At 67.7% G+C, this 24,390-nt stretch carries 24 protein-coding genes, 1 pseudogene and 1 riboswitch; of the genes and pseudogenes, 8 read left to right on the top strand and 17 right to left on the bottom strand.

The features are described from left to right. From BLR03_RS21345 to fabF, 6 genes and pseudogenes are all read left to right on the top strand, one after another. Positions 1–960, top strand: a pseudogene (locus BLR03_RS21345) (pyruvate dehydrogenase (acetyl-transferring), homodimeric type); the annotation flags it as partial. 221 nt (positions 961–1,181) lie between these two features. After that, on the top strand, positions 1,182–2,426 hold the full coding sequence (locus BLR03_RS21340; RefSeq protein WP_091256304.1) for a PucR family transcriptional regulator: 1,245 nt from the start codon (positions 1,182–1,184) through the stop codon (positions 2,424–2,426). A gap of 87 nt (positions 2,427–2,513) precedes the next feature. Next, positions 2,514–3,443, top strand: a complete 930-nt coding sequence (locus BLR03_RS21335; protein WP_091256302.1) for an ACP S-malonyltransferase — start codon at positions 2,514–2,516, stop codon at positions 3,441–3,443. Continuing rightward, positions 3,440–4,501: a beta-ketoacyl-ACP synthase III gene (locus BLR03_RS21330; protein ID WP_091256300.1), complete on the top strand. Its 1,062-nt coding sequence runs from the start codon at positions 3,440–3,442 to the stop codon at positions 4,499–4,501. Before BLR03_RS21335 ends, BLR03_RS21330 begins: the two co-directional genes overlap by 4 nt. Before the next feature lie 197 nt (positions 4,502–4,698). Further along, positions 4,699–4,944: an acyl carrier protein gene (locus BLR03_RS21325; protein ID WP_091256299.1), complete on the top strand. Its 246-nt coding sequence runs from the start codon at positions 4,699–4,701 to the stop codon at positions 4,942–4,944. Positions 4,945–5,121: 177 nt separating this feature from the next. Beyond that, a complete protein-coding gene (gene fabF, locus BLR03_RS21320) occupies positions 5,122–6,357 on the top strand; it encodes a beta-ketoacyl-ACP synthase II (RefSeq protein ID WP_091256297.1) in 1,236 nt (411 codons plus the stop codon). A 152-nt stretch (positions 6,358–6,509) separates the two neighbouring features. Here fabF and BLR03_RS21315 read toward each other — a convergent pair whose 3' ends face one another. The 5 genes from BLR03_RS21315 to BLR03_RS21295 form a co-directional block, all read right to left on the bottom strand. Further along, entirely contained in the window at positions 6,510–7,013 is a 504-nt protein-coding gene (locus BLR03_RS21315) for a DUF3145 domain-containing protein (RefSeq protein ID WP_091256295.1), read from the bottom strand. Positions 7,014–7,428: 415 nt separating this feature from the next. Then, positions 7,429–8,355 (bottom strand): tyrosine recombinase XerC, encoded by a 927-nt coding sequence (locus tag BLR03_RS21310; RefSeq protein ID WP_091256293.1) that lies wholly within the window; start codon positions 8,353–8,355, stop codon positions 7,429–7,431. A gap of 93 nt (positions 8,356–8,448) precedes the next feature. After that, the gene (gene dprA / locus BLR03_RS21305; RefSeq protein WP_091256292.1) at positions 8,449–9,636 is read right to left on the bottom strand and encodes a DNA-processing protein DprA; all 1,188 of its coding nucleotides are present in this window, start codon (positions 9,634–9,636) and stop codon (positions 8,449–8,451) included. A 47-nt stretch (positions 9,637–9,683) separates the two neighbouring features. Continuing rightward, positions 9,684–11,231: a YifB family Mg chelatase-like AAA ATPase gene (locus BLR03_RS21300; protein ID WP_091256290.1), complete on the bottom strand. Its 1,548-nt coding sequence runs from the start codon at positions 11,229–11,231 to the stop codon at positions 9,684–9,686. Further along, complete coding sequence (locus tag BLR03_RS21295; RefSeq protein ID WP_091256289.1) at positions 11,232–11,588, bottom strand: YraN family protein; 357 nt, start codon at positions 11,586–11,588, stop codon at positions 11,232–11,234. It abuts the gene before it with no gap. Positions 11,589–11,937: 349 nt separating this feature from the next. Here BLR03_RS21295 and BLR03_RS21290 point away from each other — a divergent pair, with 349 nt between their 5' ends. Beyond that, complete coding sequence (locus BLR03_RS21290; RefSeq protein ID WP_139184633.1) at positions 11,938–13,542, top strand: hypothetical protein; 1,605 nt, start codon at positions 11,938–11,940, stop codon at positions 13,540–13,542. Positions 13,543–13,708: 166 nt separating this feature from the next. Here the strand turns inward: BLR03_RS21290 and BLR03_RS21285 are convergent, their stop codons facing one another. The 12 genes from BLR03_RS21285 to BLR03_RS21230 form a co-directional block, all read right to left on the bottom strand. After that, positions 13,709–14,035, bottom strand: a complete 327-nt coding sequence (locus BLR03_RS21285) for a DUF2469 domain-containing protein (protein ID WP_018773443.1) — start codon at positions 14,033–14,035, stop codon at positions 13,709–13,711. A gap of 92 nt (positions 14,036–14,127) precedes the next feature. Next, positions 14,128–14,793: a ribonuclease HII gene (locus BLR03_RS21280; protein WP_091256286.1), complete on the bottom strand. Its 666-nt coding sequence runs from the start codon at positions 14,791–14,793 to the stop codon at positions 14,128–14,130. A 10-nt stretch (positions 14,794–14,803) separates the two neighbouring features. Further along, positions 14,804–15,763 carry a signal peptidase I gene (gene lepB, locus BLR03_RS21275; protein WP_254788638.1) on the bottom strand — a complete coding sequence of 320 codons (960 nt, stop codon included), beginning with the start codon at positions 15,761–15,763 and terminating at the stop codon, positions 14,804–14,806. Further along, complete coding sequence (gene lepB / locus BLR03_RS21270; protein ID WP_091256285.1) at positions 15,764–16,438, bottom strand: signal peptidase I; 675 nt, start codon at positions 16,436–16,438, stop codon at positions 15,764–15,766. 117 nt (positions 16,439–16,555) lie between these two features. Further along, entirely contained in the window at positions 16,556–16,915 is a 360-nt protein-coding gene (rplS, locus tag BLR03_RS21265) for a 50S ribosomal protein L19 (protein ID WP_091256284.1), read from the bottom strand. Positions 16,916–17,151: 236 nt separating this feature from the next. Further along, positions 17,152–17,973, bottom strand: coding sequence for a tRNA (guanosine(37)-N1)-methyltransferase TrmD (gene trmD / locus BLR03_RS21260; protein ID WP_091256283.1), 822 nt, complete (start codon positions 17,971–17,973; stop codon positions 17,152–17,154). Beyond that, complete coding sequence (rimM, locus tag BLR03_RS21255; RefSeq protein ID WP_091256282.1) at positions 17,974–18,561, bottom strand: ribosome maturation factor RimM; 588 nt, start codon at positions 18,559–18,561, stop codon at positions 17,974–17,976. A gap of 120 nt (positions 18,562–18,681) precedes the next feature. After that, positions 18,682–18,924, bottom strand: coding sequence for an RNA-binding protein (locus BLR03_RS21250; RefSeq protein WP_018773450.1), 243 nt, complete (start codon positions 18,922–18,924; stop codon positions 18,682–18,684). A gap of 1 nt (position 18,925) precedes the next feature. Next, positions 18,926–19,351, bottom strand: a complete 426-nt coding sequence (rpsP, locus tag BLR03_RS21245; RefSeq protein ID WP_091256308.1) for a 30S ribosomal protein S16 — start codon at positions 19,349–19,351, stop codon at positions 18,926–18,928. Positions 19,352–19,537: 186 nt separating this feature from the next. Beyond that, complete coding sequence (locus BLR03_RS21240) at positions 19,538–19,975, bottom strand: hypothetical protein (protein WP_091256281.1); 438 nt, start codon at positions 19,973–19,975, stop codon at positions 19,538–19,540. 324 nt (positions 19,976–20,299) lie between these two features. After that, entirely contained in the window at positions 20,300–21,175 is an 876-nt protein-coding gene (locus tag BLR03_RS21235; protein ID WP_091256280.1) for a VOC family protein, read from the bottom strand. Positions 21,176–21,258: 83 nt separating this feature from the next. Then, entirely contained in the window at positions 21,259–22,344 is a 1,086-nt protein-coding gene (locus BLR03_RS21230; RefSeq protein ID WP_091256279.1) for an amidohydrolase family protein, read from the bottom strand. A 79-nt stretch (positions 22,345–22,423) separates the two neighbouring features. After that, a riboswitch (TPP riboswitch) is annotated at positions 22,424–22,531 on the top strand. On the opposite strand from BLR03_RS21230, the gene thiC reads away from it, so the two are divergent. Then, positions 22,528–24,360, top strand: a complete 1,833-nt coding sequence (gene thiC, locus BLR03_RS21225; RefSeq protein ID WP_091256278.1) for a phosphomethylpyrimidine synthase ThiC — start codon at positions 22,528–22,530, stop codon at positions 24,358–24,360. Its footprint overlaps the riboswitch before it by 4 nt. The last annotated feature ends 30 nt before the right edge of the window (positions 24,361–24,390 follow it).

Raw genomic sequence — 24,390 nt, 5'->3', positions numbered from 1 at the left:
GCGTTCACCGCCGCGGGCACCTCCTATGCCACGCACGGCGAGCCGCTCGTGCCGATCTACGTGTTCTACTCGATGTTCGGTTTCCAGCGCACGGGCGACTCCTTCTGGGCCGCCGCGGACCAGATGACCCGCGGGTTCATCATCGGCGCCACCGCCGGCCGCACCACCCTGACCGGTGAAGGCCTGCAGCACGCCGACGGCCACTCCCCGATCCTCGCCGCCACCAACCCGGCCGTCGTCACCTACGACCCCGCGTACGGCTACGAGATCGGCGTGATCATGCGCGACGGCCTGGAGCGAATGTACGGACCCGACTCCGAAGACCGGAACCTGATGTACTACATCACGGTCTACAACGAGCCGATCTTCCAGCCGGCCGCGCCGGCCGAACTCGACGTCGAAGGCATCACCAAGGGCATCTACCTGCTGGCACCGGCCAAGATCGACGGCCCGCGCACGCAGATCCTCGCCTCCGGCGTGTCCGTCCCCTGGGCCCTCGAAGCCCAGCGGATCCTTGCCGAGGACTGGGGCGTCTCGGCCGATGTGTGGTCCGTGACGTCCTGGAGCGAACTGCGCCGCGACGCCATGGCCGCCGAGGAAGAGGCCTTCCTCAACCCGGGCCAGCCCGCCCGCGTCCCGTTCGTGACCCAGCAGCTCGCCGGTGCCACCGGTCCGATCGTGGCGGTCACCGACTACATGAAGGCCGTGCCGGACCAGATCCGGCAGTTCCTTCCGAACGAGTTCGCCTCGCTCGGCGCGGACGGCTTCGGCTTCTCCGACACCCGGGCCGCTGCACGCCGCTTCTTCAAGAACGACATTCACTCGGTAGTGGTCCGTTCCCTGCAGATGCTGGCCCGCCGCGGCGAAGTCGACGCCCAGGCACCGGCCCAGGCCATCGAGAAGTACCGGCTGCTCAACGTGAACGCCGGCACCACCGGCAACGCGGGCGGCGACTCCTAACCGGACGCCCCTCCGGCCGCGAGGCCAGGCACAGCGCCCGACGGCGGTTCCTCACCAATTGGTGGGGGCCGCCGTCGGGCGTTTAACCGGTGTCGTCCTCCCGTCTCTCCGGGGGCATGGCCTCACCGCGATCCCGGCGCGGGCCCGTGTGATGCAGGACAACGGCAGTTGTAGCCTTCTCACAAATGGAGCTTGGGCGGCGCGCCCCGTATGCTCGATGCATGGCAGAGCCGATCACCACTCCCGAAAAACGCAAGCCGGCCTCGCGGGCGATGACTCCGGAGAAGGCTGAGACCCTCAAGAAGCTTCGGGCGAGCGTGGGCCAGTTGTCGACGACGACACTGCGCCAGCTGGAAAAGTCCCTGCCGTGGTACAGCCGGCTGAACTCGGACGAGCGCTCCGCCCTGGGCATGGTGGCCCAGAACGGCATCGCGGCGTTCGTGACGTGGTACGAGCGGCCGAGTTCGCCGTCGTGGATCCTGTCCGACGTTTTCGGCACCGCCCCCACCGAACTAACCCGCTCCATCAGCCTCCAAAAGGCGCTCCAGCTCATCCGGATCGTCGTGGAAGTCGTGGAGGACCAGGTCCCGGTCATCGCCCCGGAAGCGGACCAGGGCGCGCTGCGCGAGGCCGTTCTGCGGTACTCGCGGGAGGTCGCCTTCGCCGCCGCCGACGTCTATGCCCGCGCCGCGGAATCCCGTGGATCCTGGGATACCCGGTTGGAGGCCCTGATTGTCGATGCCATCCTGCGCGGCGAAAACACGGACGCGCTGCGGTCCCGGATCGCGGCCCTGGGCTGGAAGGCGCAGGAACGGTTCACCGTCATGGTGGGGAATTCGCCGTCGGAGCCGAGCGCCAGCTACGTCAGCGAACTGCGCCGCACCGCAGGACGCTTCGCTGAGGACGCGCTCGTGGGGATTCAGGGCGACCGCCTCATCCTCATCCTGGGCGGACTCCAGGACCGGGAGACCGCGTATCTGAAGCTCAGCGAACTCTTTGCCCCCGGCCCGGTGGTGTATGGCCCCGAGGCGGGCTCCCTCCTCGAGGCCAGCGGTTCGGCCCAGTCAGCCTTCGCCGGCCTCACCGCGGCCCGGGCGTGGCCCTCCGCGCCGCGTCCGGTGGCGGCCGACGACCTGCTCCCCGAGCGCGTGATCTCCGGCGACGACGCCGCCCGCCGCTCGCTGGTCAAAAACATCTACCGTCCCTTGCTGGCCGCCTCCAACGGGCTTGTGGAGACCCTGGGCACGTACCTCGAGCTTGGCCATTCGCTGGAGGCCACGGCCCGCGAACTCTTCGTCCATGCCAACACGGTGCGTTACCGGCTCAAGCGCGTGTGTGACGTCACGGGCTGGGATCCGCTCCTGCCGCGGGAGGCGTTCGTGCTCCAGACCGCCCTCGTGGTGGGTCGGCTTTCGACCCCGCCGAAGGCCCCCGCAGAGCGGCAGCCTCCCCGCAACGGGTCCTGAATCGTTGTAGACTTCCTACAAACTGACCCAGTGAGCTTGGTGCATGAAAACACGAATGTTCACGCAGTAATTTGGAAAGCTGGATACGTGCTTGCAATCGTCTGCCCTGGACAGGGCTCCCAGACCCCTGGTTTTCTGGCCCCCTGGCTGGAACTACCACCCGTCGCAGGCCTCCTGGCCTCCCTCAGCGAAATAGCAGGCATCGACCTCACCGCCCACGGCACCACCTCCGATGAGGAAACCATCAAGGACACTGCCGTCGCGCAGCCCCTGATCGTCGCCGCGGGCCTGGTGGCCGCAAAGTCACTGTTCGACGTCGAACTCAGCACGCTTCCGGTCATCCTGGCCGGCCACTCCGTCGGCGAAATCACCGCGGCCTCGCTGGCCGGTGTCCTGACGGAAACCGAAGCCATGACGTTTGTCCGCGAACGGGCCAACAGCATGGCCGCCGCCGCTGCCGCCACCCCGACCGGCATGAGCGCCGTCGTGGGCGGCGACCCGGCTGACGTCCTGGCGGCCATTGAGGCCTCTGGCGCCACCGCGGCCAACGTCAACGGCGCAGGCCAGACCGTGGCCGCCGGCACGCTGGAGCAGCTCAAGGCCCTGGCCGAGAACCCGCCGGCCAAGGCCCGGGTCATTCCGCTGAAGGTTGCGGGCGCGTTCCACACCTCGCACATGGCCCCGGCCGGCGCCGCCCTGCGGGCGCTGCGGCCGTCGCTGCACCCGCGGAACCCCCAAGTGCCGTTGCTGTCCAACTTCGACGGCGCGGAAGTCACCGACGGCGGCGCCGCCGTCGACAGCCTGATTGCCCAGGTCTCCCGCCCGGTCCGCTGGGACCTCTGCATGGAGACGATGGTGCAGCGCGGCGTGACCGGCCTGATTGAACTGGCTCCCGCCGGAACACTCTCCGGCCTCGCCAAGCGCGGCATGCCCGGCGTCAAGACCGTCACCGTCAAGACCCCGGACGATCTTTCCGCGGCCCTGGCCCTATTTGCAGAACTGGAGGGAGGGGCATGAGCGTTCCCACTCTGAAGCAGGCGCCCGTGCAGGAAAACACCCGCATCATGGGTATCGGCGCCTACCGGCCCAGCGTCATCGTGACCAACGAGGACGTGTGCCAGTGGATCGATTCCTCGGATGAATGGATCCGCCAGCGCACCGGCATCATCACCCGGCACCGCGCGCCCGCCGATGTCAGCGTGATCGACATGGCCGAAGGCGCCGCCCGTGAGGCCTTGCAGAAGGCCGGCATCGAGGCTTCCCAGCTCGGCGCCGTGATCGTCTCCACGGTCACGCACCCCTACGCGACCCCGTCCGCGGCCGCGAGCCTGGCCGACCGCCTCGGCGCGACGCCGGCCCCGGCCTTCGACATCTCCGCGGCCTGCGCCGGCTACTGCTACGGCATCGCCCAGGGCGACGCCCTGGTGCGCTCCGGAGCGGCTACCTACGTCCTGGTGGTCGGTGCCGAGAAGCTTTCCGACGTCATCGACAACACGGAACGGACCATTTCCTTCCTGCTCGGCGACGGCGCGGGCGCCGTCGTGATCGGCCCGTCCGCCACGCCGGGCATCGGCCCCTCGGTCTGGGGTTCGGACGGCAGCAAGTGGGACGCCATCGGCATGACCCACTCCATGCTGGATATCCGCGAGCTCGCCCTGACCGGCAAGCGCGGCGCCGCTGTCAGCGCCGAGGAAGCCGCCGTAACGGACGCCTCCCTGTGGCCCACCCTGCGCCAGGACGGCCAGACCGTCTTCCGCTGGGCCGTGTGGGAGATGGCCAAGGTGGCCCAGCAGGCCCTGGACGCTGCCGGCGTCAAGGCCGAGGACCTCGCCGCCTTCATCCCGCACCAGGCCAACATGCGGATCATCGACGAGATGGCCAAGAAGCTGAAGCTGCCCGAGACCGTCAAGATCGCCCGCGACATCGCCGACGCCGGCAACACTTCCGCGGCGTCCATCCCCCTTGCCACCCACCGCCTGCTTGAGGAAAACCCCGAGCTCAGCGGCGGGCTGGCGCTGCAGATCGGCTTCGGAGCCGGACTGGTCTTCGGCGCCCAGGTGATCGTGCTTCCCTAGGTAGCCGCCGCCTTCCCGAATTAAATACGTTTCACCGGTTTCACCATTGCAGAGCATGAGGTTCACTATCTGCCCCCACGCTCTGCACAGCACGCATTTCCCGCACCAAGCCGAATCCCTCGGTTTGAATCATTTCCGCCCCCGACGGCCGGCATTTCACCGGCAGCCAAGGGCAACAACTAGAAAAGGAGCCATCAATGGCTAACAACGAAGAGATCCTGGCCGGCCTGGCTGAAATCGTCAACGAAGAGACCGGCCTGGCCCCGGAGGCTGTCGAACTGGACAAGTCCTTCACCGAAGACCTGGACATCGACTCCATCTCCATGATGACCATCGTGGTCAACGCCGAAGAGAAGTTCGGCGTCCGCATCCCCGACGAAGAGGTCAAGAACCTCAAGACCGTCGGCGACGCCGTGAGCTTCATCGCCAACGCCCAGGCCTAAGTCTGGCTTCCGCCGGCAACGGCGGACCCGGTGGCCGGTCCGGGCGCTCCAGCAGCGCCCGGACCGGACCGCCAGCACCACCATCAAGTGCACAACCCCAGAGATTTCCCCACGCAGGCCCCGGCCATCCCCTTCACGGTTCCGGACACGGCAGGCGCACCGACAGAGAGTGATCCCATGGCACGCAAAGTAGTCATTACCGGGCTGGGTGCCACCACACCCATCGGCGGCGATGTCCCCACGATGTGGAAGAACGCGCTCAAGGGCGTCTCCGGCGCGCACACGCTCGAGGACGACTGGGTGGCAAAGTACGAACTGCCCGTTCACTTTGCCGCACGCGCCTCCACCCCGGCCCTCGAGGTCCTGAGCCGTGTCGAAGCCAAGCGCATGGACCCCTCGACCCAGTTCGCCGTGGTTGCCTCCCGCGAGGCCTGGGCCGACTCCGGGATCACCGAGATCGACCACGACCGCCTCGCCGTGGCCTTCGCCACCGGGATCGGCGGCGTCTGGACCCTCCTGGATGCCTGGGACACCCTGCGTGAAAAGGGCCCCCGCCGCGTCCTGCCCATGACTGTTCCGATGCTGATGCCCAACGGACCTGCCGCCGCGGTCAGCCTCGACCTGGGCGCCCGTGCCGGCGCCCACACCCCCGTCTCCGCCTGCGCATCCGGCACTGAGGCCGTCCACATGGGCCTGGACCTGATCCGCTCCGGCAAGGCCGACGTCGTCGTCTGCGGCGGCGCCGAGGCCGCGATCCACCCGATGCCGATCGCCGCGTTCGCCTCCATGCAGGCCCTCTCGCGCCGCAACGACGATCCCGAGCACGCCTCGCGCCCCTACGACCGCGACCGTGACGGCTTCGTCATGGGCGAAGGCGCCGGCGCCCTGGTGCTCGAAGCCGAGGAACACGCCCTGGCCCGCGGCGCCCGGATCTACGCCGAACTCGCCGGTACCTCGGTCACCGCCGACGCGTACCACATCACCGCCCCGGACCCCGAGGGCCTCGGCGCGACCCGCGCGCTGAAGGCTGCCATGTTCGACGGCCGCATCCAGCCCGAAGACGTGGTGCACGTCAACGCGCACGCCACCTCCACCCCGGTCGGCGACAAGCCCGAGTACACGGCGCTCAAGGCCGCCCTGGGCAAGCACGTGGACAGCGTGGCGGTCTCGGCCACCAAGTCGCAGATGGGGCACCTGCTGGGCGCCTCCGGTGCGGTGGAGGCCGTGCTGACCGTCATGGCTGTCTACGACCGCAAGGCGCCGCTGACCATCAACCTCGAGCACCAGGATCCGGAAATCCCGCTCGACGTCGTCACGACGGCCCGCGACCTGCCCGCCGGCAGCATCGCGGCGCTGAGCAACTCGTTCGGCTTCGGCGGACACAACGCCGTGATCGCGGTACGAAGCGTGTAGTTGCTGCACGGCCCCGGCCGAATGGCAGCTGGCCCGAATGAGGCTGGCCCGAATGACAGATGGCGGCAATGTTCCTCGTGGACATTGCCGCCATCTGTGTTTGGCGCCTAGCTATGGAAGTGCTGCGGTGGTGCGCCTGGTGTTGGCGGCCCCTAGCCGACCTGGTGGAGCCAGCGCACGGGGGCGCCTTCGGCGGCGTGGCGGAACGGCTCGAGTTCCTCGTCCCAGGCCTCACCCAGGGCGAGTGAGAGCTCGTGGTAGACCGCCGAAGGGTCGCCGGCACCGGATTCGTAGGCGTACCGGATGCGGTCCTCGGAGACCATGATGTTGCCGTGGACGTCGGTGGTGGCATGGAAGATCCCCAGCTCCGGGGTGTGCGACCAGCGTCCGCCGTCGACGCCCTGGCTCGGCTCTTCGGTCACTTCATAACGCAGGTGGGCCCAGCCGCGAAGAGCGGACGCCAATTGAGCCCCCGTGCCCGGCGTACCGGTCCACGACAGCTCGGCCCGAAACATTCCGGGCGCGGCAGGCTGCGGGGTCCACTCCAGATCCGTCCGCTTGTCCACGACAGACCCTATGGCCCACTCGACGTGGGGGCACAAGGCAGTCGGGGCCGAGTGAACGAACAACACACCGCGGGTCAGTGCAACAGACATTCCATCCTCCATAGCTGTAGGTACGTCTTCCCCAACGACCTCTGCCTGGATGTCTGTCTGTTGCGCGGATCCGAAATTGTGCCGGCGGTCCCTGCCAGACTACTAATATACAACCGGGTTCGAAGCTGGGACGTGGTGCATTCCAGCTTCAAGTTCAACTTGAAACTTCCCGGGCGTGAGTTTTATTCTGCCCTACCCCTCCTAATTACGCCAGTGCGATTCGGCGCGTCCTTTTCGGCGCGCCGAATTCGTCTCCGGAGACCGCGAAGGGAGCGCCCGGCGGGGCTGACGAGGCAGACGGCGAAGGCCGGCGGGGCGGATCATCGGGCCCGTGAGGACGCTGGGGCGCGGATGCTGTCACTCCACGCGGCGGCCCCTGTACCGGCCGGCACGGACGTCGCGCTGGAAGCCGGGCTCAGGCCCGGGGGTGCGCCTGCTGGTAGCTTTGCCGGAGCCTCTCCACGGACACGTGGGTGTAGATCTGCGTGGTGGCAAGGCTGCTGTGGCCGAGGATTTCCTGCACGGCCCGCAGGTCTGCCCCGCCGTCGAGCAGGTGCGTCGCAGCGGAGTGCCGCAGCGCGTGCGGGCCGGTGGCGGCGGTGTCCCCCAGCCTCTCCAGCATGTCCTTGACCACGCTGCGGACCTGGCGCTGGTCCACCCGGCCGCCGCGCGCGCCCAGGAAGAGGGCCGGACCGCTGGACCCGGTGGCGAGGGCCGGCCGGCCCCGGCGGAGCCAGTCGTCGACGGCGAGCGCCGCCGGGAGCCCGTAGGGCACCGTGCGTTCCTTGTTGCCCTTGCCGAGTACCCGCAGAGTCCTACGGTCCGGGTCGAGGTCATCCACATCCATACCGGCCAGTTCGCCGACCCGGACGCCCGTGGCGTAGAGCAGTTCGAGCATGGCGCGGTTGCGCAGGGCCAGCGGTTCCCCCTCGGCGGAGGCGGCTTCGGCGTCGTCCACGAGCCGTTGGACCTGCTGCTGGTGCAGGACTCCGGGCAGGGACTTTTCCCGTTTCGGGGCCTTGAGCCGCAGCGCGGGATCGGCGTCGATCAGCTCCTCGCGGACGGCCCATGCGGTGAACGCCCGGGCGGTGGCGGCGCGGCGGGCCAGGGTGGCGCGGGATTTGCCGGACTCGCTCTGGGCGCCAAGCCAGCGCCGCAGGCTTCCGAGTTCCAGCCCGGCCAGGTCCTGGATCCCCTCGGTCGCGGCATGGGCCAGTAGGCTTTCGACGTCGGAGAGATAGGCCCGCACCGTATGGGCCGACCTCCCCCGCTCAGCTTCCAGGTAGCGGCCGAAGCGTGCGGCGGCGCCGTCGAGTGCGGCGGGGAGATCCTGTGTAGACACCCTCCTACTGTGGCAGTATTCCGGGGGCATTCTCAGGAGCCGTGCGGCGAGCCGCGGCATACCGGCCGGTGCATGCGGGCGTCGGCGGCCATGTCAGGTCGCTTTCCCGGAGCGTTTCCAGCCGCCGTGGCGGGATTCGGCCAGCCCAAGCAGCCCGAGCCGGCCAAGTCCGGCACGGACCGATTCCACGCTCAAGCCGCCCACCACGGCCAGCTTCTCGACCGGGCTCGTGGTCCGCAGGGGCAACGCATCGAGCAGGATCAGGTCCTCGAGGGTGAGGCCGTCGTGGACTTCCGTCCGGCCGCCCTTGTCCGGGGGCAGGGCCTCACCACTCGGGGAGGCGAGCTCGGCGATTTCCCCCGCGTCCGTGACGCACACGGCCCCGCCTTCCCGGAGCAGCCGGTGGCAGCCGGCGGAGTTGGCGCTGTGGATGGATCCGGGCACGGCGCCCACGGCTCTGCCCAGGCTTTCGGCGTGGTGGGCCGTGTTGAGGGCGCCGGAGCGCCACCTGGCCTCGACCACCACCGTGACGGAGGCCAGGGCCGCAATGAGCCGGTTCCGCTGGAGGAACCGGTAGCGGGTGGGTGCGGATCCGGGCGGGACTTCGGCCAGGACGGCGCCGTGGTCCGCCACCGCCCGGAGCAGGCCCTCATTCCCGGCGGGATAGAAGCGGTCCACTCCCCCGGCCATGACCGCGATGGTGGGCAGGGCGCCCGTGCCTCCGGCCAGCGCGGCCCTGTGGGCATGGGCATCAATCCCATAGGCGCCGCCGGAGACGACGGTGAAGCCGCGCTGGGCCAGGGAGTACGCGAGGTCACCCGTCACCGAGGCGCCGTAGCTGGTGCTGTCCCGGGAGCCCACCAGGGCGATGGCTTTGGCCGCGGGCGGCAGCTCCTGCTCGAGGCCGCGCCACCACAGGCACACGGGCTCCTGGAGTCCGAGGTCCGCCAGCTGCCGGGGCCACAGCTCATCTGAGGGGATGATGATCCGTCCGCCGAGACGGCGCATGGTGGCCAGGTCCCGTTCCGGCGCGAGGTCGGGGATGCGCGGTGCCCAGCGCTGGAGCGCCCCGGCCAACCCTGACCAGCTGCTGCCGGAGCCGCTCTCAGCCAGGATCGCGGTGATCTCCCGTTCCAGCTCCGGACCGGCGGCGAGCCGGCCGCACGCGATCCTCAGGGCGTCCTGCGCTCCCGCGGCCTGCACCAGGGCCAAGGCCGCGGCGTCCTGCGGCTCGAAGAGGCGGGACAGGGCGGCCCGGGCGGTTCGTTCGTCGTCGCTCATGATGCTTCCTTTCGGGTGGCGTTCGGGGTGCGGGGTCCTGCCCGGGCTCAGGGGGCCGCCGTCGCGGCCTGGCGGAGGCCCAGCGCCTGGCCGACGTCGTCCGTGTCCGGGACGTCGTGCCGGGACAGGTCCGCCAGCGTCCAGGCGAGGCGCAGCACGCGGTCGTAGCCGCGGGCTGTCAGGACGCCGCGTTCCAGGGCGTAGTCCAGGACGCGCGTGGTGGGTGCACTGAGCCGCAGGGTTCCGCGCAGTAGCCGTCCGGGCACCTGCGCGTTCGTTTCCAGCCCGAAGGGCAGCAACCGCTCCAGCTGACGGGCCCGGGCCGCGCGGACGCGCTCTGCGATGCTCGCGGTGCCTTCCTCGGCCGCGGGCTGACCGAAGCCGGCGAGCGAGACGCGCTCCACTTCGAGCTGGATGTCCACCCTGTCCAGCAACGGGCCGGAGAGCCGGGCCTGGTAGCGGCGGCGCATGGTGGGTGTGCAGATGCAGTCCACTCCCTTCCCGGTTGCCTTGCCGCAGGGACAGGGGTTGGCCGCGAGGACCAGCTGGAACCGGGCGGGATAGGCCGCGGCCCCGGCCGAGCGGTGGATGACCAGCTCGCCGCTTTCCAGCGGCTGCCGCAGGGCGTCCAGGACGCCGCGGTCGTACTCGGGGGCCTCGTCGAGGAAGAGCACACCGCGGTGCGCGCGGGACGCTGCCCCGGGACGCGGCAGCCCTGACCCGCCGCCGATGATGGCCACCGCCGTCGCGGTGTGGTGCGGGTTCTCGTAGGGCGGCCGGCGCAGCAGCTGCACGGAGCCCGAGGGCAGCGAGCACAGGGAGTGGATGGCGGTCACCTCCATGGCCTCAGTGTCGCCCAGGTCCGGCAGGAGGCCGGGCAGCCGCTCGGCCAGCATGGTCTTCCCGGCACCGGGCGGCCCCGTCAGCAGAAGGTGGTGGGCACCCGCGGCAGCCACTTCCAGGGCACGGCGCGCCGCGGCCTGCCCGGAGACATCGCACATGTCCGGCGCCAGCGCGGGACCGGTGCCGGGACCGGGGCTGTCGGCGTCCTCGGGCTCGGGCTCGAAGTCCAGGGCGAGGTCCTGCGGATCCGCGCCGCAGTCGAACGCGAGTCGGGCCAGCGTCGCGTAGCCGCGGACCCGTGCACCCGGGACGAGTTCGGCCTCGGCCACGTTGGCCCGGGCCACCACGACCTCCGGGTAGCCGGCCCGCACCGCGGCCATCACCGCCGGAAGGATGCCCCGCACGGGCCGCAGACGGCCGTCCAGGCCGAGCTCGGCGATGAAGACGGTGCGGCCGGTGGACCGGATGTCATTCGCCGCCAGCAGGACGGCCATGGCAATGGCGAGGTCGAAGCCCGAGCCGCGCTTGGGCAGGGAAGCCGGAATCAGGTTGGCCGTAATCTTCCGGCGGCTCAGCGGGATTCCCGAGTTCTGGGCCGCGGAGCGGATCCGTTCCTTGGCCTCGTTGAGCGAGGCGTCCGGCAGTCCCAGGATCACGAACGCCGGCAGGGTCTGTCCGATGTCGGCCTCGACCTCCACGATGTAGCCGTTGAGGCCCACCAGGGCGACCGAATAGCTCCGGCCCAGCCCCACCTACCTCACACCTTTGAGGTGCTCGACGGCGGGCTCGCCGGTGCCGTCGTCGATCACGGCGATTACGTCCACGCGGCAGGGCGGCGCACCAAGCCCCTGGGCACGGCACCACGCCGACGCCAGACGGTGAAGCCGGGCCAGCTTGTCCGCGCCGACTGCCTCGAAGGGATGGCCGTACGCGAGGGATTTACGGGTTTTCACCTCGGCGATGACCACGGCGTCGCCGTCGAGCGCGACAATGTCGATCTCGCCCTCAGAGCAGCGCCAGTTGCGCTCCAGCACTTGCATACCGAGCGATTCAAGATACCCGGCGGCGAGGTCCTCCCCGCGCCGGCCCAGCACATCCTTAGCTCTCATGCCTCCAGCGTGCAGCGCCCCAGCCAGGTGGCACAGGGTGTCTGGCGGCTATGTGGAAAAGTCCGGGCGCTCCGGACACGGCGAAGAGGCCTCGCAGACCTCGCCGGCAAGGACAAGGCCGCCGTGACGACCACCGACGTCGTGTCCATAGCCACGCATCGCCGGGGTACGAGCGTCACGCGCCGACAGGTTCTCTCACCGTTGAAAGCTCAATTTGTGGCCAAGCGGGCCTGTCCCTAGGCTTGCAACAGACAAGCGATCACTCCACCACCTTCGCCGAGGATGAACGTAACTCCGCAACATATTTCTCGTACAGCGAGGCATTGTGTCACGGTACGGGGTTGAAGGATTGCCAAAGAAATTTTCATGGCCGACAGAAAGCAGCAATGTGCTGACAGTGGATTTAACTCGCGTAGCTCCTTCGCTCCATAACCGCTATGTGCTGCGGCTCAGGGACCGTATTTCAAAGGAAAGCCGGAGTCTAAAAGTAATAGCCGGCAACCAGCTCGAGATATCCAACGACGCCCTACCCGGTCCGGCGAATCAAACGGTTGCCTGGGTGGACGAGATTTACCCAGACGGAGAATCTAAACCGTTAACTCCCCGCGTCCGCGTGGACGCTTTGAAGCACGTCGCGCAACTTGAGCGCTGGCTGCGCCAACCCGCTCAGGCTGCGACACACGCAGAGGCCGCAAAAATGCTGGAGACGCTTACGACCTGGGAGTATTTTGGTGACTCCGAATGGCAAAGCCGGCTTGTGCGCATCGTAAACGATGTGCTCCGGAGGCTTCAGCGGATACATCGCATTCCGTCGAACAGCCGCTTGGCGCTTCTCTGCGAGCTATACCCGGTACAGGCCGCCCATTCTGACTCGGTGCCCGGAAATGTCATGGTCAGCCTGACTGTCATGAAAGAATTGCACGCGGTTCTGGAGCGACACGGAGCTTCGACTCAGCGGGAGATTTTCCACGTCACGTCGCCCTCCGACGGCCCGGTCTCTGATTCCCTGAGGGCTGACTTGCGCGATCTGCTCGAGACGTCCTTGGCCTTCAATCATCCGGGCACGTCATCTCGAATTCTGCGCGGTCAGGTTCTGAGTGTTCTTGAAGGCCGGACCGCGGCTCTTAGAGAGTTTCGGGCCGCTCTCTCGTCCGGCCAGCAATTGGTGAAGTCCTTCTACCTTGACATGGGAAGTTTCACGTACGGGCTGCCGGAAACAATTGCAGGTGCGAAGAACGTGCCGATCTCTTGGCATGGGGCCGAGATCCCTGAGGCAACGACGGGAACCATCCTCTATTCAGCCAACATAGAATTTCTCCGCCGCTACATGGCACGAATTCTCTTCTACGCCTGCGCGGAACCTGAGCTCCATCTTCACTTCCACCTCGTCGCTTCGGACGCTGAAGCTCGGGCCTTCATCAGGGAAGCAGAAGATCTCTCAAGGACAATTCATGGGTTCAGCCATCGAACCTCGATGCCGCCAAGCCTCTCGTGGTCATCTTCCCAACTTCCCCCGGAAGTAGGCAACCCAATCACGTACTTCGCATGCGCACGCTATCTGGTCGCAGGGCAAGTTATGGACAAGTTCGGGACCGATGTGTGGGTACAGGATGTCGATCTCTACCCGACTTCCCCTATATCTCAGGCAGGCACAGCTCTATCCGGATTCGACGTCGTCCTGGCGGCATCGTCGGGTATCAATATGCTTGCGCCTTGGCGTCGGTACATTGCCAACAGCGTCTACATATCTCGATCCGAGAAAGGTCGAGCATTTGCCACGAACGCGGCCCAATACATTTCAGCCTTCCTTGACGAACCCGATTCGTGGATGCTCGATCAAAACGCACTGGATTGGGCCGTTGAGAAGGCGCCAGCCGGCACTTCCATTGGCAACATGCGGGCTCTGGATATCCAACTCACCCAGTCGGCCATGAACGGCTCCATCGAGTCCTGACCTTTCGGTGCCCCGTCGCCCACCGCAGCGAACGGGGCACCGTCGTCACCTGATCTCGGGGCTCAACGCCCGCGATGTCCCGGCCGCGAAGTAAGAGTCTGTGGCGGAAGAGTCGCGGAGGCCGCCTGGCAGCCGCGCAGGATGCCGCAAAGGCTCATGCGACGGATCAGTTGCCGAGGTCCTCGACCTTGGGCAGGGCCAGTTCCTCGCTGCGCGGCAGTTCCTCGACGTTGACGTCCTTGAACGTGATGACCCGGACGCTCTTGACGAACCGGGCGGAGCGGTAGACATCCCACACCCAGGCGTCCTGCAGTGTGAGGTCGAAATAGACCTCTCCGTCGGCGCTGCGGGCCTGCAGGTCTACGTGGTTGGCAAGGTAGAAACGCCGCTCGGTCTCGACCACATAGCTGAACAGCCCGACGACGTCGCGGTATTCGCGGTAGAGCTGTAGCTCCATGTCGGTTTCATAGTTTTCAAGGTCCTCGGCACTCATGGTTCCATCTTGCACCATCCGGCGCCGGCCGCGCGCCACAAGTCCGGTCCGCGCCGGCCGTCGCAATGGGACCGGAGTGCGGCCGTGGCACGCTAGAGCAGCTGCCAGCTGACCCGGTGGTAAGGCGTGGGACCCGCGGCACGGAGTGCTTCCTTGTGCGCGGCGGTACCGTAGCCCTTGTTCTCGCCCCAGCCGTAGCCCGGGTATTCGATGTGCAGCTCGCTCATCATCCGGTCCCGCTCCACCTTGGCAAGGATGCTGGCCGCGGCGACGCTGAGGCACTGCATGTCGGCTTTCACCAGCGTATGCACCGGGGCGTCGCAGCCGGGTTCGGCGGGAGCCTCGTCAAACAGGGAGGGCTGGAGATCGGGCGAGAGCCAGTTGTGGCTGCCGTCGAGCAGGACGACCTCGGGCCGGACGCCGGCGGCGAGGACGGCGGACCAGGCGCGGTTGCCGGCCAGCCGGAGGGCGCCGATGATACCGAGCTCATCGATCTCGTTCGCGGACGCGTGTCCGACGGCGGACGCCACGCTCCAGTCCCGGACCACGGGTACCAGCCGCTCCCGGTCCGCGACCTTGAGCAGCTTGCTGTCCCGGACGTCGGCCAGGAGCTTCTGCCGTTGCAGGTCGACGACGGCGATCCCCACGCTGACGGGGCCGGCGAGGGCACCGCGGCCGACCTCGTCGATGCCCGCGAGCAGCCGCGCGCCGGAGCGGCGGAAGCGGCGTTCGTAGTCGAGGGTGGGGGCGTCGGACATGGCGGGCGGCTTACTTTCCGGCCGGGGCGGGCACGCTGCGGAACACGCCAGGATAGTTGTCCAGCGCCGAGATCCTGTTCAGCGGCCAGGCGATGACGGCGGCCTGGCCTTCGATGTCCGACTCGTTGACGAATCCGCCGTTGGTGTCCATATGGGCGCGTGAGTCCGCGGAGTGGTTGCGGTTGTCGCCCATGACCCAGACCTTGCCGGCCGGCACGACGACGTCGAAGTCGCGGACCTGGGGAATCTCGGCGGGATTGATGTACTTTTCGTCCAGCGGCGCGCCGTTGAGGGTGAGCTGTCCGCCGGCGTCGCAGCAGACCACGTGGTCGCCGGGGAGCCCGATGACGCGCTTGACCAGGTGCTGTTCGGAATTGTCCGGGAGCAGGCCCACGAACGTCAGCCCGTCCTGCACCCAGGTGAAGGGGCCCTTCGTCTTCGGGGCTGCGGGGGCGAGCCAGCCTTGGCTGTCCCGGAACACCACGACGTCGCCGCGCTGGAGGGCGATGGGCTGCGGCACCAGGAGGTTGACGAAGATGCGGTCGTTCACGTCGAGGGTGTTGACCATGGATTCGGAGGGAATGTAGAAGGCCCGGAACAGGAAGGTCTTGATCAGGAAGGACAGCACGACCGCCACGACGACCACGGTGGCCACCTCCTTCAGCCACAGGAAGAGGGGGCTGCGCCCTTCACGGGCCTTGGCCCGCTTGGCCCGCCGGGAGGACTTCCCGGCGTGGGCAGGCCCGGCAGGCCGCTCCTCGTGGGCAGCCACGGCAGCCCCGTCAGCGACGGCACTGTCGGAATCAGACCGGTCAGAATCAGGCCTGTCAGAATCAAGCCGGTCAGAATCAGGCCGGTCCGCGCGCGGCGCTCCGCCGCTGGGGTCCTGCTCGTCGGGGATCGCCGAGGAGGTCACCCGGGGTAGGTCCTGGCCCTGCGGATCAGGAGTGCGCGGTTCGGTCTCGGGCATCTACTGTCCGTTCGTCGTCGTCGTTGTCGCAGCCGGTTGGGGCCGCGCTACTGCTGCAAATCTATCAAGCGGCCAGATGATCTGTACCGGCCGGCCTATGACGCGTTCCAGCGGCACCATGCCGCCGCCGGGGGCGCCGAGGAGGCTCCGGGAATCGGCCGAGAGGGAGCGGTGGTCCCCCATGAGCCACAGCCGCCCGGCCGGCACCTCAACACTGAACTTCATTTCGCTCGGGGTGTCCCCCGGGTACACATAGGGTTCCGCAACTTGCTGGCCGTTGACTGTGAGCCGGCCATTGGCGTCGCAGCACACCACGCGGTCTCCGGGCAGGCCGATCACACGCTTGACGTACGTGGTGTCGCTGCCGGCGAGGCCCAGCCAGCGTCCGGTTTCGGCCAGGGCGTCCACCACGGGTCCGTTGCCGCTGTTCAGCGGGGCGAAGGAGCCGCGTCCGTCAAAGACCACGACGTCGCCCCGGTTCAGGGACTCAGGGCCGGTGCGCTCCACAAGAATCCGGTCCCCGGTGAGCAGGAGCGGTTCCATGGACGCGGACGGGATGTAGTAGACATCCACCCACAGCGAGCGGACCACGGCGCTGATGGCCACCGCGAGCACCAGGGCCAGCAACGCAAAACGCCAGCCCGGTTTCCTGGGCTGGCGTTTTGGCTGTTCCATGTTCCGTATCCCTTGGCGCTGTCGTGAACTAAAGTGCGCTGTTGCGGATAGCTCCGGCGGCACGCCGGGCACGGTCCGTGGACCCGCGGCGGAAGACTGCGTTTGGGTCCGGAGGACTTACTTGGCGGTCTGGAAGTCGCGCTTTTCCTTGATCTTCGCGGCCTTACCACGCAGGTTACGCATGTAGTAAAGCTTGGCGCGGCGCACGTCACCCTTGGAGACGAGCTCGATCTTGTCGATGATCGGGGAGTGCACCGGGAAGGTACGCTCCACGCCGACGCCGAAGGAGACCTTGCGGACGGTGAAGGTTTCGCGGACGCCGTCGCCCTGGCGGCCCAGGACGAAGCCCTGGAATACCTGGACGCGGGAGTTCTTGCCTTCAATGATGTTCACGTGAACCTTGATGGTGTCACCCGCGCGGAACTCGGGAACATCGGTGCGCAGCGAGGCTGCGTCTACGGAATCGAGGATATGCATTGATCCACTCCTGGTGAACGCCACAGGTCACTCACGTTGGGTTACGGCGGCCAAGCCAGGGGGCATTTGCCGCCCGGAATTGTCCGCCGAAAGTTTGTCAATCCGGCCCTGTCAGGAATAGAAGGGACCGGGGTGCCGGGCTGTTGGTAGCGCTCCCCCTGTGGCAGGTTCGCAACCCAGCAGGCACAAGGACTAATTTTGCCACATTTCGTGCTGGTTAGCCCAATCCCTTCAGTTCAGGCGCCGGGACGCGGCACGAGGCGCCCGTCGACGATGTCGTACCCCAGGTCGGCGAACGCGGTCCGGTCCGCGCGGGGCAGCGTACCGGCGTCGAACTCGGCCAGGAGATCCGGGCGCCGTTCGGCAGTGCGCCGGTACTGTTCGTGCCGGCGCCACTGGGCGATCTTGCCGTGGTTGCCGCTCAGCAGCACCGCAGGGACGTCGCGGTCGCGCCAGCTGGAGGGCTTCGTGTAGACGGGGTATTCGAGTAGCCCGTCCGAGTGGGATTCTTCGACGAGCGATTCGGGGTTGCCGACGACGCCGGGCAGCAGCCGCCCGATGGCCTCGACCATGGCCAGGACGGCGACCTCGCCGCCGTTGAGGACGTAGTCCCCCAGGCTCATGGGACGCACCGTGAAGTGGTCGGCCGCCCATTCCATGACGCGTTCGTCGATGCCCTCGTACCGGCCGCACGCGAAGACCAGCTGGTCCTCCTCGGCGAGCTGATGCGCGGTGGCCTGGGTGAACCTCTCGCCCGCCGGTGAGGGGACGATCAGCACCGGTTTGCGGGCATCCCCGGAATCCCCGGCACCCGCAGCGTCGCCGGCACGGTCGGCCGCGACGGCGGTGAGGGCCTGCGCCCAGGGTTCGGCCTTCATGACCATCCCGGCGCCGCCACCGTAAGGCGTGTCGTCGACGGTGCGGTGCCGGTCGGTCGTGAAGTCCCGCAGGTCATGGACCTGCAGGTCCAGCAGGCCGTCCTGACGGGCCTTGCCGATCAGGGACAGGTCCAGCGGTGCCAGATACTCCGGGAAGATGCTGACGACGTCGATTCTCATCTACGCGTTGCTCCCGGCCTCGGTGCCGCGTTCTCCAGCCGGTTGGTTCCCGGCGGCCGGCTCGTCAGCGGACTCGTCCGTGTTGACCTCGAAGAGTCCGGGCGGCGGAGTGACCACCACGTATTTGTCCCCCACGTTGACCTCGGGCACGATCTGCTCGACGAACGGGACCAGGACTTCCTGGCCCTCGGCCGTCGTGACCACCAGCAGGTCCTGGACGGGCATCGTGTGCAGTCCGGAGACCTTGCCCACCACGTTGCCGCTCACCCGGACGTCCAGGCCCACGAGCTCGTGCTCGTACCAGCCTTCATCGTCGTCGTCGGCGCCGATGTCTTCGGTCTCGATGAACAGCTTGGCGCCGCGCAGGGTCTCGGCCTGATTGCGGGTCTCGATCTCGTCGAAGGCCAGCAGCAGGATGTCCTTGTTCCAGCGGGCGCTGAACACCGTCAACGGCCCGGATGAGGCGGGTTCCACAATGAACTGCGTACCGGGGACAAAGCGGTCGCCGGGCGCATCGGTGAGCACCTGGACGGTCACTTCGCCGCGGATGCCGTGGGGTTTGCCGATTCGTGCGACCTGGAGCTGCATCTGTTCCTCTGTTCGGGGTGGGTCGGGGCTGGTCGGGGTTGGTTGGCGCGGAAAACAGTCCGGCCCCTCCACCATTATCTGGTGAAGGGGCCGGGCTAAAGACAAGTAATGCTGAACGCGTTAGCGGCGGCGGTCCGTGTCGACGACGTCGACCCTGACCGGCTCGCCGTCCGCCAGCGCCGCAACCACAGTGCGCAGTGCGCGTGCGGTCCGGCCCTGCCGGCCGATCACCCGTCCGAGGTCGTCCTGATGAACGCGCACCTCGAGGGTTTCCCCGCGGCGGTTGTTCTTCGCACTGACCTTGACGTCCTCGGGGCTGTCAACAATCCCGCGGACCAGGTGTTCGAGCGCTTCTGCCAGCAATCTACTCAGCCTCGGTGGTCTCTGCTTCGGCGGCGTCGGCGGGAGCCTCGGCAGCTTCGTCCTTCTTGGCCTTCTTGGTGATGGCTTCCGGGATGATCACGGAACCCTTTTCCGGCGTAACGAAGGCAGCCTTGGGAGCCTTCGTCTTCAAGGTTCCCTCCTGGCCCGGGAGACCCTTGAACTTCTGCCAGTCACCGGTGATCTTGAGGATCGCGGCAACCTGCTCGGACGGCTGTGCGCCGACGCCGAGCCAGTACTGGGCACGGTCCGTGTCGACCTCGATGTACGAGGGCTCTTCGGTCGGGTGGTACTTGCCGATCTCTTCGATGGCACGGCCATCACGCTTGGAGCGTGCGTCCATGACGACGATGCGGTAGTACGGTGCGCGCATCTTACCGAAGCGCTTAAGGCGAATCTTTACGGCCACTTTTGTGGTCACTCCTGTTTCTGAAACGGGGTCGAGCCCGGCGTTCTGCACCCGTGGGGCGGGCCGTACTAGGGGGTTCTAAAGGACAGGATCCGGACGCGGAGAGAGGGGCCACGCAGATCGAGTACCTGTTCATTGTGCCAGATGACCGGCAGGATTTCGACTTGACACGGCCCGGCCGTCCGGTCAGGACGTCCAGACGTAGAGTCCGGACTTGGTGGCGGGGTCGATTCCGGCGGCCAGTTCGGCGATCCGGCGCACATAAGCCCGGGCCTGGTCCGAACCGAAGGGCGTGTCCTCCTCGGCGGCCCAGTTGGCCGCAACGTCCTCGAGGACGTCGCCCTCCCCCTCGGTTTCGTAGCTGAGCAATTCCGCGAGCGTCCGGACCATGGCGGAGGGGACGCCGAGCAGGGAGTCGCTGGCCACGTCCACCATCGCCAGTTCGTAGTCCGCGCCCGGAGCGTGGACGGCCACTCCGGCGAGGTCGCCGAGCCGTTCGACCTCAAAGTCGCTGATGTCCGGGATGCGCACGGCGTCCGGGGCGGCCGCGCCGCCGGCTTCGAGCGCGCCGGCGCGTTTGAGGGCGGCGTCGTGGGTGGACACAAAGATTTCGGTGAATCCCATGCAGCTAGTCCTTAGATGTCTGGCGGCGCTTGGCCGCTGTTTTTGGCGTCGCCTCAGCCTAATCGCTTCAGCGCAGCGGCGCCCCGGGGGACATGCCCCACCCTGACTGTGACCAGTGGACATGCTCTCCCACGGTCATTACCTTTCGCGGACATGCCCTCCCCTGACCGCGAGCAATTGACATATGGCCGCTATGTCCATTCCCGGCCGCGACCGATGGACATGTCCACCGCTCCTGTCAGTGAACAGTGTGCATGTCCAGCGGGGAGTTGTGCACGCTGGACATGCACAGCGAACAGCGTGTGCTCAGCGAACAGCGTGCTCTTAGCGCACGGCGACGCGGATGCGGTTGCGCCACGGGTCCTCGAAGCGCAGCTCGGCGCCGGTGTGGTGCGAGTCGACGCCGGCCACCTTAAGGCGGTCGGCCAGGGAACCGACGTCGTCACCCGAGGGCACTTCGATGAGCACCTCGCCCAGGCCCAGCGTGTCGCGCCGGGGGCCGGCGCCGCGGCTGTTCCAGACGTTCATGGCCATGTGGTGGTGGTAGCCGCCGGCCGAGACGAACAGTGCCTGGCCATGCCAGCCCGCGGTCTTTTCGAAGCCCAGTGTGCCGACATAGAACTCATGCGCCGCGTGGACGTCGCCCACCTGCAGATGGACGTGTCCGACGCCGGCGGCCGCCTCGCGCTGGCCGCTCAGGGACTCTTCGGTCAGGTGCTGTTGCAGGTAGCGCTGCGGCGGCAGGGCCAGGCTGTCCATGACGACGTTCTTGCCTTCCCAGGACCAGTCCTGCCGCGGCCGGTCCCAGTACAGCTCGATGCCGTTGCCTTCGGGGTCGTTGAAGTAGAAGGCCTCGCTGACGAGGTGGTCCGCGCTGCCGGTGAAGGACTGGGGGTCGTACTGGGCTGTGCTGGCAACGGTGGCCGCCAGGGACTGCTGGTCCTCGAAGAGGAGGGCGGTGTGGAAGAGCCCGGCTTCGCCGCGGGAGGGCAGGTTCAAGCCCGGGGCGGGGGCCAGATGGACCAGGGGCTTCTGCCGGCGGCCAAGGTAGAGTCCGCCGTCCTGTTCGGCCACGATGTCCAGGCCGAGGGCGCGCTGGTAGTAGTCGGTCATGAGCTTCATGTCGCCGACCTTGAGCATCACGGTGCCCATGGTGAGTGTGGCAGGAAGGAGATCCTGGGTGCTGGCTTCTGCGGTCATTGAAACTCTCCGGGGGTTCGGTGGCCACCGGCGCTTCGGTGACCTTGGCATAGTATTAAATTACTTGAAGCTTCAATTTATTCCTAACGGGTGGGCAGGCCCCGCAGGACAATATGCTTCAGCCCGGCAAGGGTCCCGAGGTCCTGCCGGGGGTCCTTAGCGCACACCAGTACGTCGGCGCTGGCCCCTTCGGTGATGCCGTCCGCGCCGAGCCAGGTCCGCGCGGACCAGCTGGCAGCGCCGAGGGCAGCCGCGGCAGGCAGCCCGGCGGCGTGCAGGGCCCAGATCTCGTCCACGATCCGGCCGTGCCTGATCACGCTGCCGGCATCGGTGCCGGCATAGATGGCCACCCCGGCCTCGTGGGCTTCCAGGATCCGCTCCGCCCGCCTCTCCCACAGCGAGCGCATGTGCGCGGCGTAGCGGGGGAACTTGGCTTCCGCCTGGGCGGCGATGTCCGGGAAGGTGGCGATGTTGATCAGGGTGGGGACGATCGGCACGCCCTGCTCCACGAAGCGCGGGAGGTGCCGCGGCAGCAGCCCGGTGCCGTGCTCGATGCAGTCGATCCCGGCGTCGAGCATGTCATCCAGGGTGTCCTCGGCGAAGCAGTGGGCGGTGACGCGGGCCCCTTCATCGTGCGCGGCCTGGACGGCATCCTTGAGGCTTCCGGCGGGAAAACTGGCGGCGAGGTCGCCGCCGGCGTCGCGGTCGATCCAGTCCCCCACGAGCTTGACCCAGCCGTCGCCGGCACGGGCCTGCTTCCGCACGGCCTCGACCAGGCCGTCCGGTTCCACCTCGACGGCGAAGCCGCGCAGGTAGCGCCGGGTGCGGGCGATGTGCCGGCCGGCACGGATGATCCGTGGAAGGTCCGGGCGCTGCTGGAGCCAGCGGGTGTCGTGGACAGCGCCGGCGTCGCGGACCAGGAGCGTCCCGGCGTCGCGGTCCGTGACGGCCTGGGACTCCGCGGTGTCCTCGGCAACGTCTCCGCCGGGGCCGAGGCCGATGTGGCAGTGTGCGTCCACCAGCCCGGGAATGACCCAGCCATCCAGCACGCGCTCCGGCGCGGCGGCGGGCCGGTGGAACGTGAGCCGGCCGTCGACGGACCAGAGGCCGTGGCGTACCGTGTCCGGCCCGGTAAGGATGGGGCCGCTGAATTCGATGATGCCGGTCATGGCATCAAGGGTAGTCCCCATGTCGCCGCGCCGGCCGCGTCACACTGGACAGCCGTCCGGCGGCGCGTGGTAGCTTCATCTACGACCACACGGGTGCCCCTGCAGGGGCTGAGATCGGGCTGACGCGGCCTGCGACCGTTGAACCTGTCCGGGTAATGCCGGCGAAGGAAGTGAGTATTTTCCGTGAATACGCAAATTGCACAGCACAGCCCTATCCAAAACCAGTCCGGCCAAAACCTGCCTGCCGACTCCGAGGCTGCCGCGACGCAGTCACTGAAGTCCCACTCGCTGGCCTTCACGACGGACCCGGAGCACGGCATCCGCGTCCCGGTGACCGAGATCGCGCTGGAACCCTCGCCGGGAGGCGTCGAGAACCCTCCATTCCGGGTCTACCGCACGGCCGGCCCGGGCAGCGATCCGGTGGTGGGGCTCGCCCCGTTCCGCAGCGGCTGGATCGCCGGGCGGGGTGACACGGAGCCGTACCGCGGTCGGGAACGCAATCTGCTCGACGACGGCAGGTCCGCGGTGCGCCGCGGTGCCGCCTCCGCGGAATGGCGGGGCGCCCCGCCAGAGCCCCGCCGCGCCGTCGAGGGCCGGACGGTCACCCAGATGCATTACGCGCGGCAGGGCATCGTGACACCGGAGATGCGGTTCGTTGCGCTGCGCGAGAACTGCGATGTGGAGCTGGTCCGCAGCGAGGTGGCAGCGGGCCGGGCCATTATTCCCAGCAACATCAACCACCCGGAGTCCGAGCCGATGATCATCGGCAAGGCGTTCCTGGTGAAAATCAACGCCAACATCGGCAATTCCGCGGTGACCAGCTCCATCGCCGAGGAAGTGGACAAACTTCAGTGGGCTACCCAGTGGGGTGCGGACACGGTGATGGACCTCTCCACCGGGGACGATATCCACACCACGCGCGAATGGATCATCCGCAACTCCCCCGTCCCGATCGGAACGGTCCCGATCTACCAGGCGCTGGAGAAGGTCAACGGCGAGGCCAACGCCCTGACCTGGGAGATCTTCCGGGACACCGTGATCGAACAGTGCGAGCAGGGGGTGGACTACATGACCATCCATGCCGGGGTGCTGCTGCGCTACGTCCCCCTGACGGCCAACCGGGTCACCGGGATCGTGTCCCGCGGCGGTTCCATCATGGCCGGCTGGTGCCTGGCTCACCATCAGGAGAACTTCCTCTATACCCACTTCGACGAGCTCTGCGAAATCTTCGCCAAGTACGACGTCTCGTTCTCCCTCGGCGACGGGCTGCGGCCCGGCGCGACGGCGGACGCCAACGACGCCGCGCAGTTCGCCGAACTCGACACACTGGCCGAGCTCACCCAGCGGGCCTGGGAGTTCGATGTGCAGGTCATGGTGGAGGGCCCGGGACACGTGCCGTTCCACCTTGTTCGGGAGAACGTGGAGCGCCAGCAGGAGCTCTGCAAGGGCGCCCCCTTCTACACGCTGGGGCCGCTGGTCACGGACATCGCACCCGGCTATGACCACATCACCTCGGCGATCGGCGCCACGGAGATTGCCCGTTATGGCACCGCGATGCTCTGCTACGTCACGCCCAAGGAACACTTGGGGCTGCCGAACAAGGACGACGTGAAGACCGGCGTGATCACGTACAAGATCGCGGCCCACGCGGCCGACCTCGCCAAGGGCCACCCCGGAGCGCACGAACGCGACGACGCCCTGTCCAAGGCGCGGTTTGAGTTCCGCTGGCGGGACCAGTTCGCGCTGTCCCTGGATCCGGTGACCGCCGAGTCCTTCCACGATGAGACGCTCCCCGCGGAACCGGCCAAGACGGCGCACTTCTGCTCGATGTGCGGGCCCAAGTTCTGCTCCATGCGGATCAGCCAGGACATCCGGGACGAATATGGTTCCGCCGACTCGCAGGCGGCACTGGCGCAGATGGCCGCCGGGATGCGGGAGAAGAGCAACGAATTCCTGGCAGCGGGCGGCAAGGTCTACCTGCCCGAGCCGACCGTGGGCGTACAGGCCTCGGCCTAGTCCACGGTCCGGGGCGCCTGCCCTGCCGGG

Origin of the sequence: Arthrobacter sp. ok909, assembly GCF_900104405.1 — a bacterium.
In the GTDB taxonomy this organism is placed as follows: domain Bacteria; phylum Actinomycetota; class Actinomycetes; order Actinomycetales; family Micrococcaceae; genus Arthrobacter; species Arthrobacter humicola.
The sequence above is the reverse complement of the archived record's forward strand: the minus strand, read 5'-3'. Positions and strand labels throughout refer to the sequence as shown.

Bases quoted from the DNA above. Each gene is read 5' to 3' on its own strand.
- lepB (WP_091256285.1), bottom strand. From the start codon at position 16,438: ATGGAACAGCCAAAACGCCAGCCCAGGAAACCGGGCTGGCGTTTTGCG.
- dprA (WP_091256292.1), bottom strand. From the start codon at position 9,636: ATGAGCGACGACGAACGAACCGCCCGGGCCGCCCTGTCCCGCCTCTTC.
- BLR03_RS21315 (WP_091256295.1), bottom strand. From the start codon at position 7,013: ATGTCTGTTGCACTGACCCGCGGTGTGTTGTTCGTTCACTCGGCCCCG.
- BLR03_RS21295 (WP_091256289.1), bottom strand. From the start codon at position 11,588: ATGAGAGCTAAGGATGTGCTGGGCCGGCGCGGGGAGGACCTCGCCGCC.
- BLR03_RS21285 (WP_018773443.1), bottom strand. From the start codon at position 14,035: ATGAGTGCCGAGGACCTTGAAAACTATGAAACCGACATGGAGCTACAG.
- BLR03_RS21325 (WP_091256299.1), top strand. From the start codon at position 4,699: ATGGCTAACAACGAAGAGATCCTGGCCGGCCTGGCTGAAATCGTCAAC.
- BLR03_RS21230 (WP_091256279.1), bottom strand. From the start codon at position 22,344: ATGACCGGCATCATCGAATTCAGCGGCCCCATCCTTACCGGGCCGGAC.
- rimM (WP_091256282.1), bottom strand. From the start codon at position 18,561: ATGCAGCTCCAGGTCGCACGAATCGGCAAACCCCACGGCATCCGCGGC.
- BLR03_RS21330 (WP_091256300.1), top strand. From the start codon at position 3,440: ATGAGCGTTCCCACTCTGAAGCAGGCGCCCGTGCAGGAAAACACCCGC.
- rplS (WP_091256284.1), bottom strand. From the start codon at position 16,915: ATGCATATCCTCGATTCCGTAGACGCAGCCTCGCTGCGCACCGATGTT.
- BLR03_RS21280 (WP_091256286.1), bottom strand. From the start codon at position 14,793: ATGTCCGACGCCCCCACCCTCGACTACGAACGCCGCTTCCGCCGCTCC.
- BLR03_RS21340 (WP_091256304.1), top strand. From the start codon at position 1,182: ATGGCAGAGCCGATCACCACTCCCGAAAAACGCAAGCCGGCCTCGCGG.
- trmD (WP_091256283.1), bottom strand. From the start codon at position 17,973: ATGAGAATCGACGTCGTCAGCATCTTCCCGGAGTATCTGGCACCGCTG.
- fabF (WP_091256297.1), top strand. From the start codon at position 5,122: ATGGCACGCAAAGTAGTCATTACCGGGCTGGGTGCCACCACACCCATC.
- BLR03_RS21235 (WP_091256280.1), bottom strand. From the start codon at position 21,175: ATGACCGCAGAAGCCAGCACCCAGGATCTCCTTCCTGCCACACTCACC.
- lepB (WP_254788638.1), bottom strand. From the start codon at position 15,763: ATGCCCGAGACCGAACCGCGCACTCCTGATCCGCAGGGCCAGGACCTA.
- BLR03_RS21240 (WP_091256281.1), bottom strand. From the start codon at position 19,975: ATGGGATTCACCGAAATCTTTGTGTCCACCCACGACGCCGCCCTCAAA.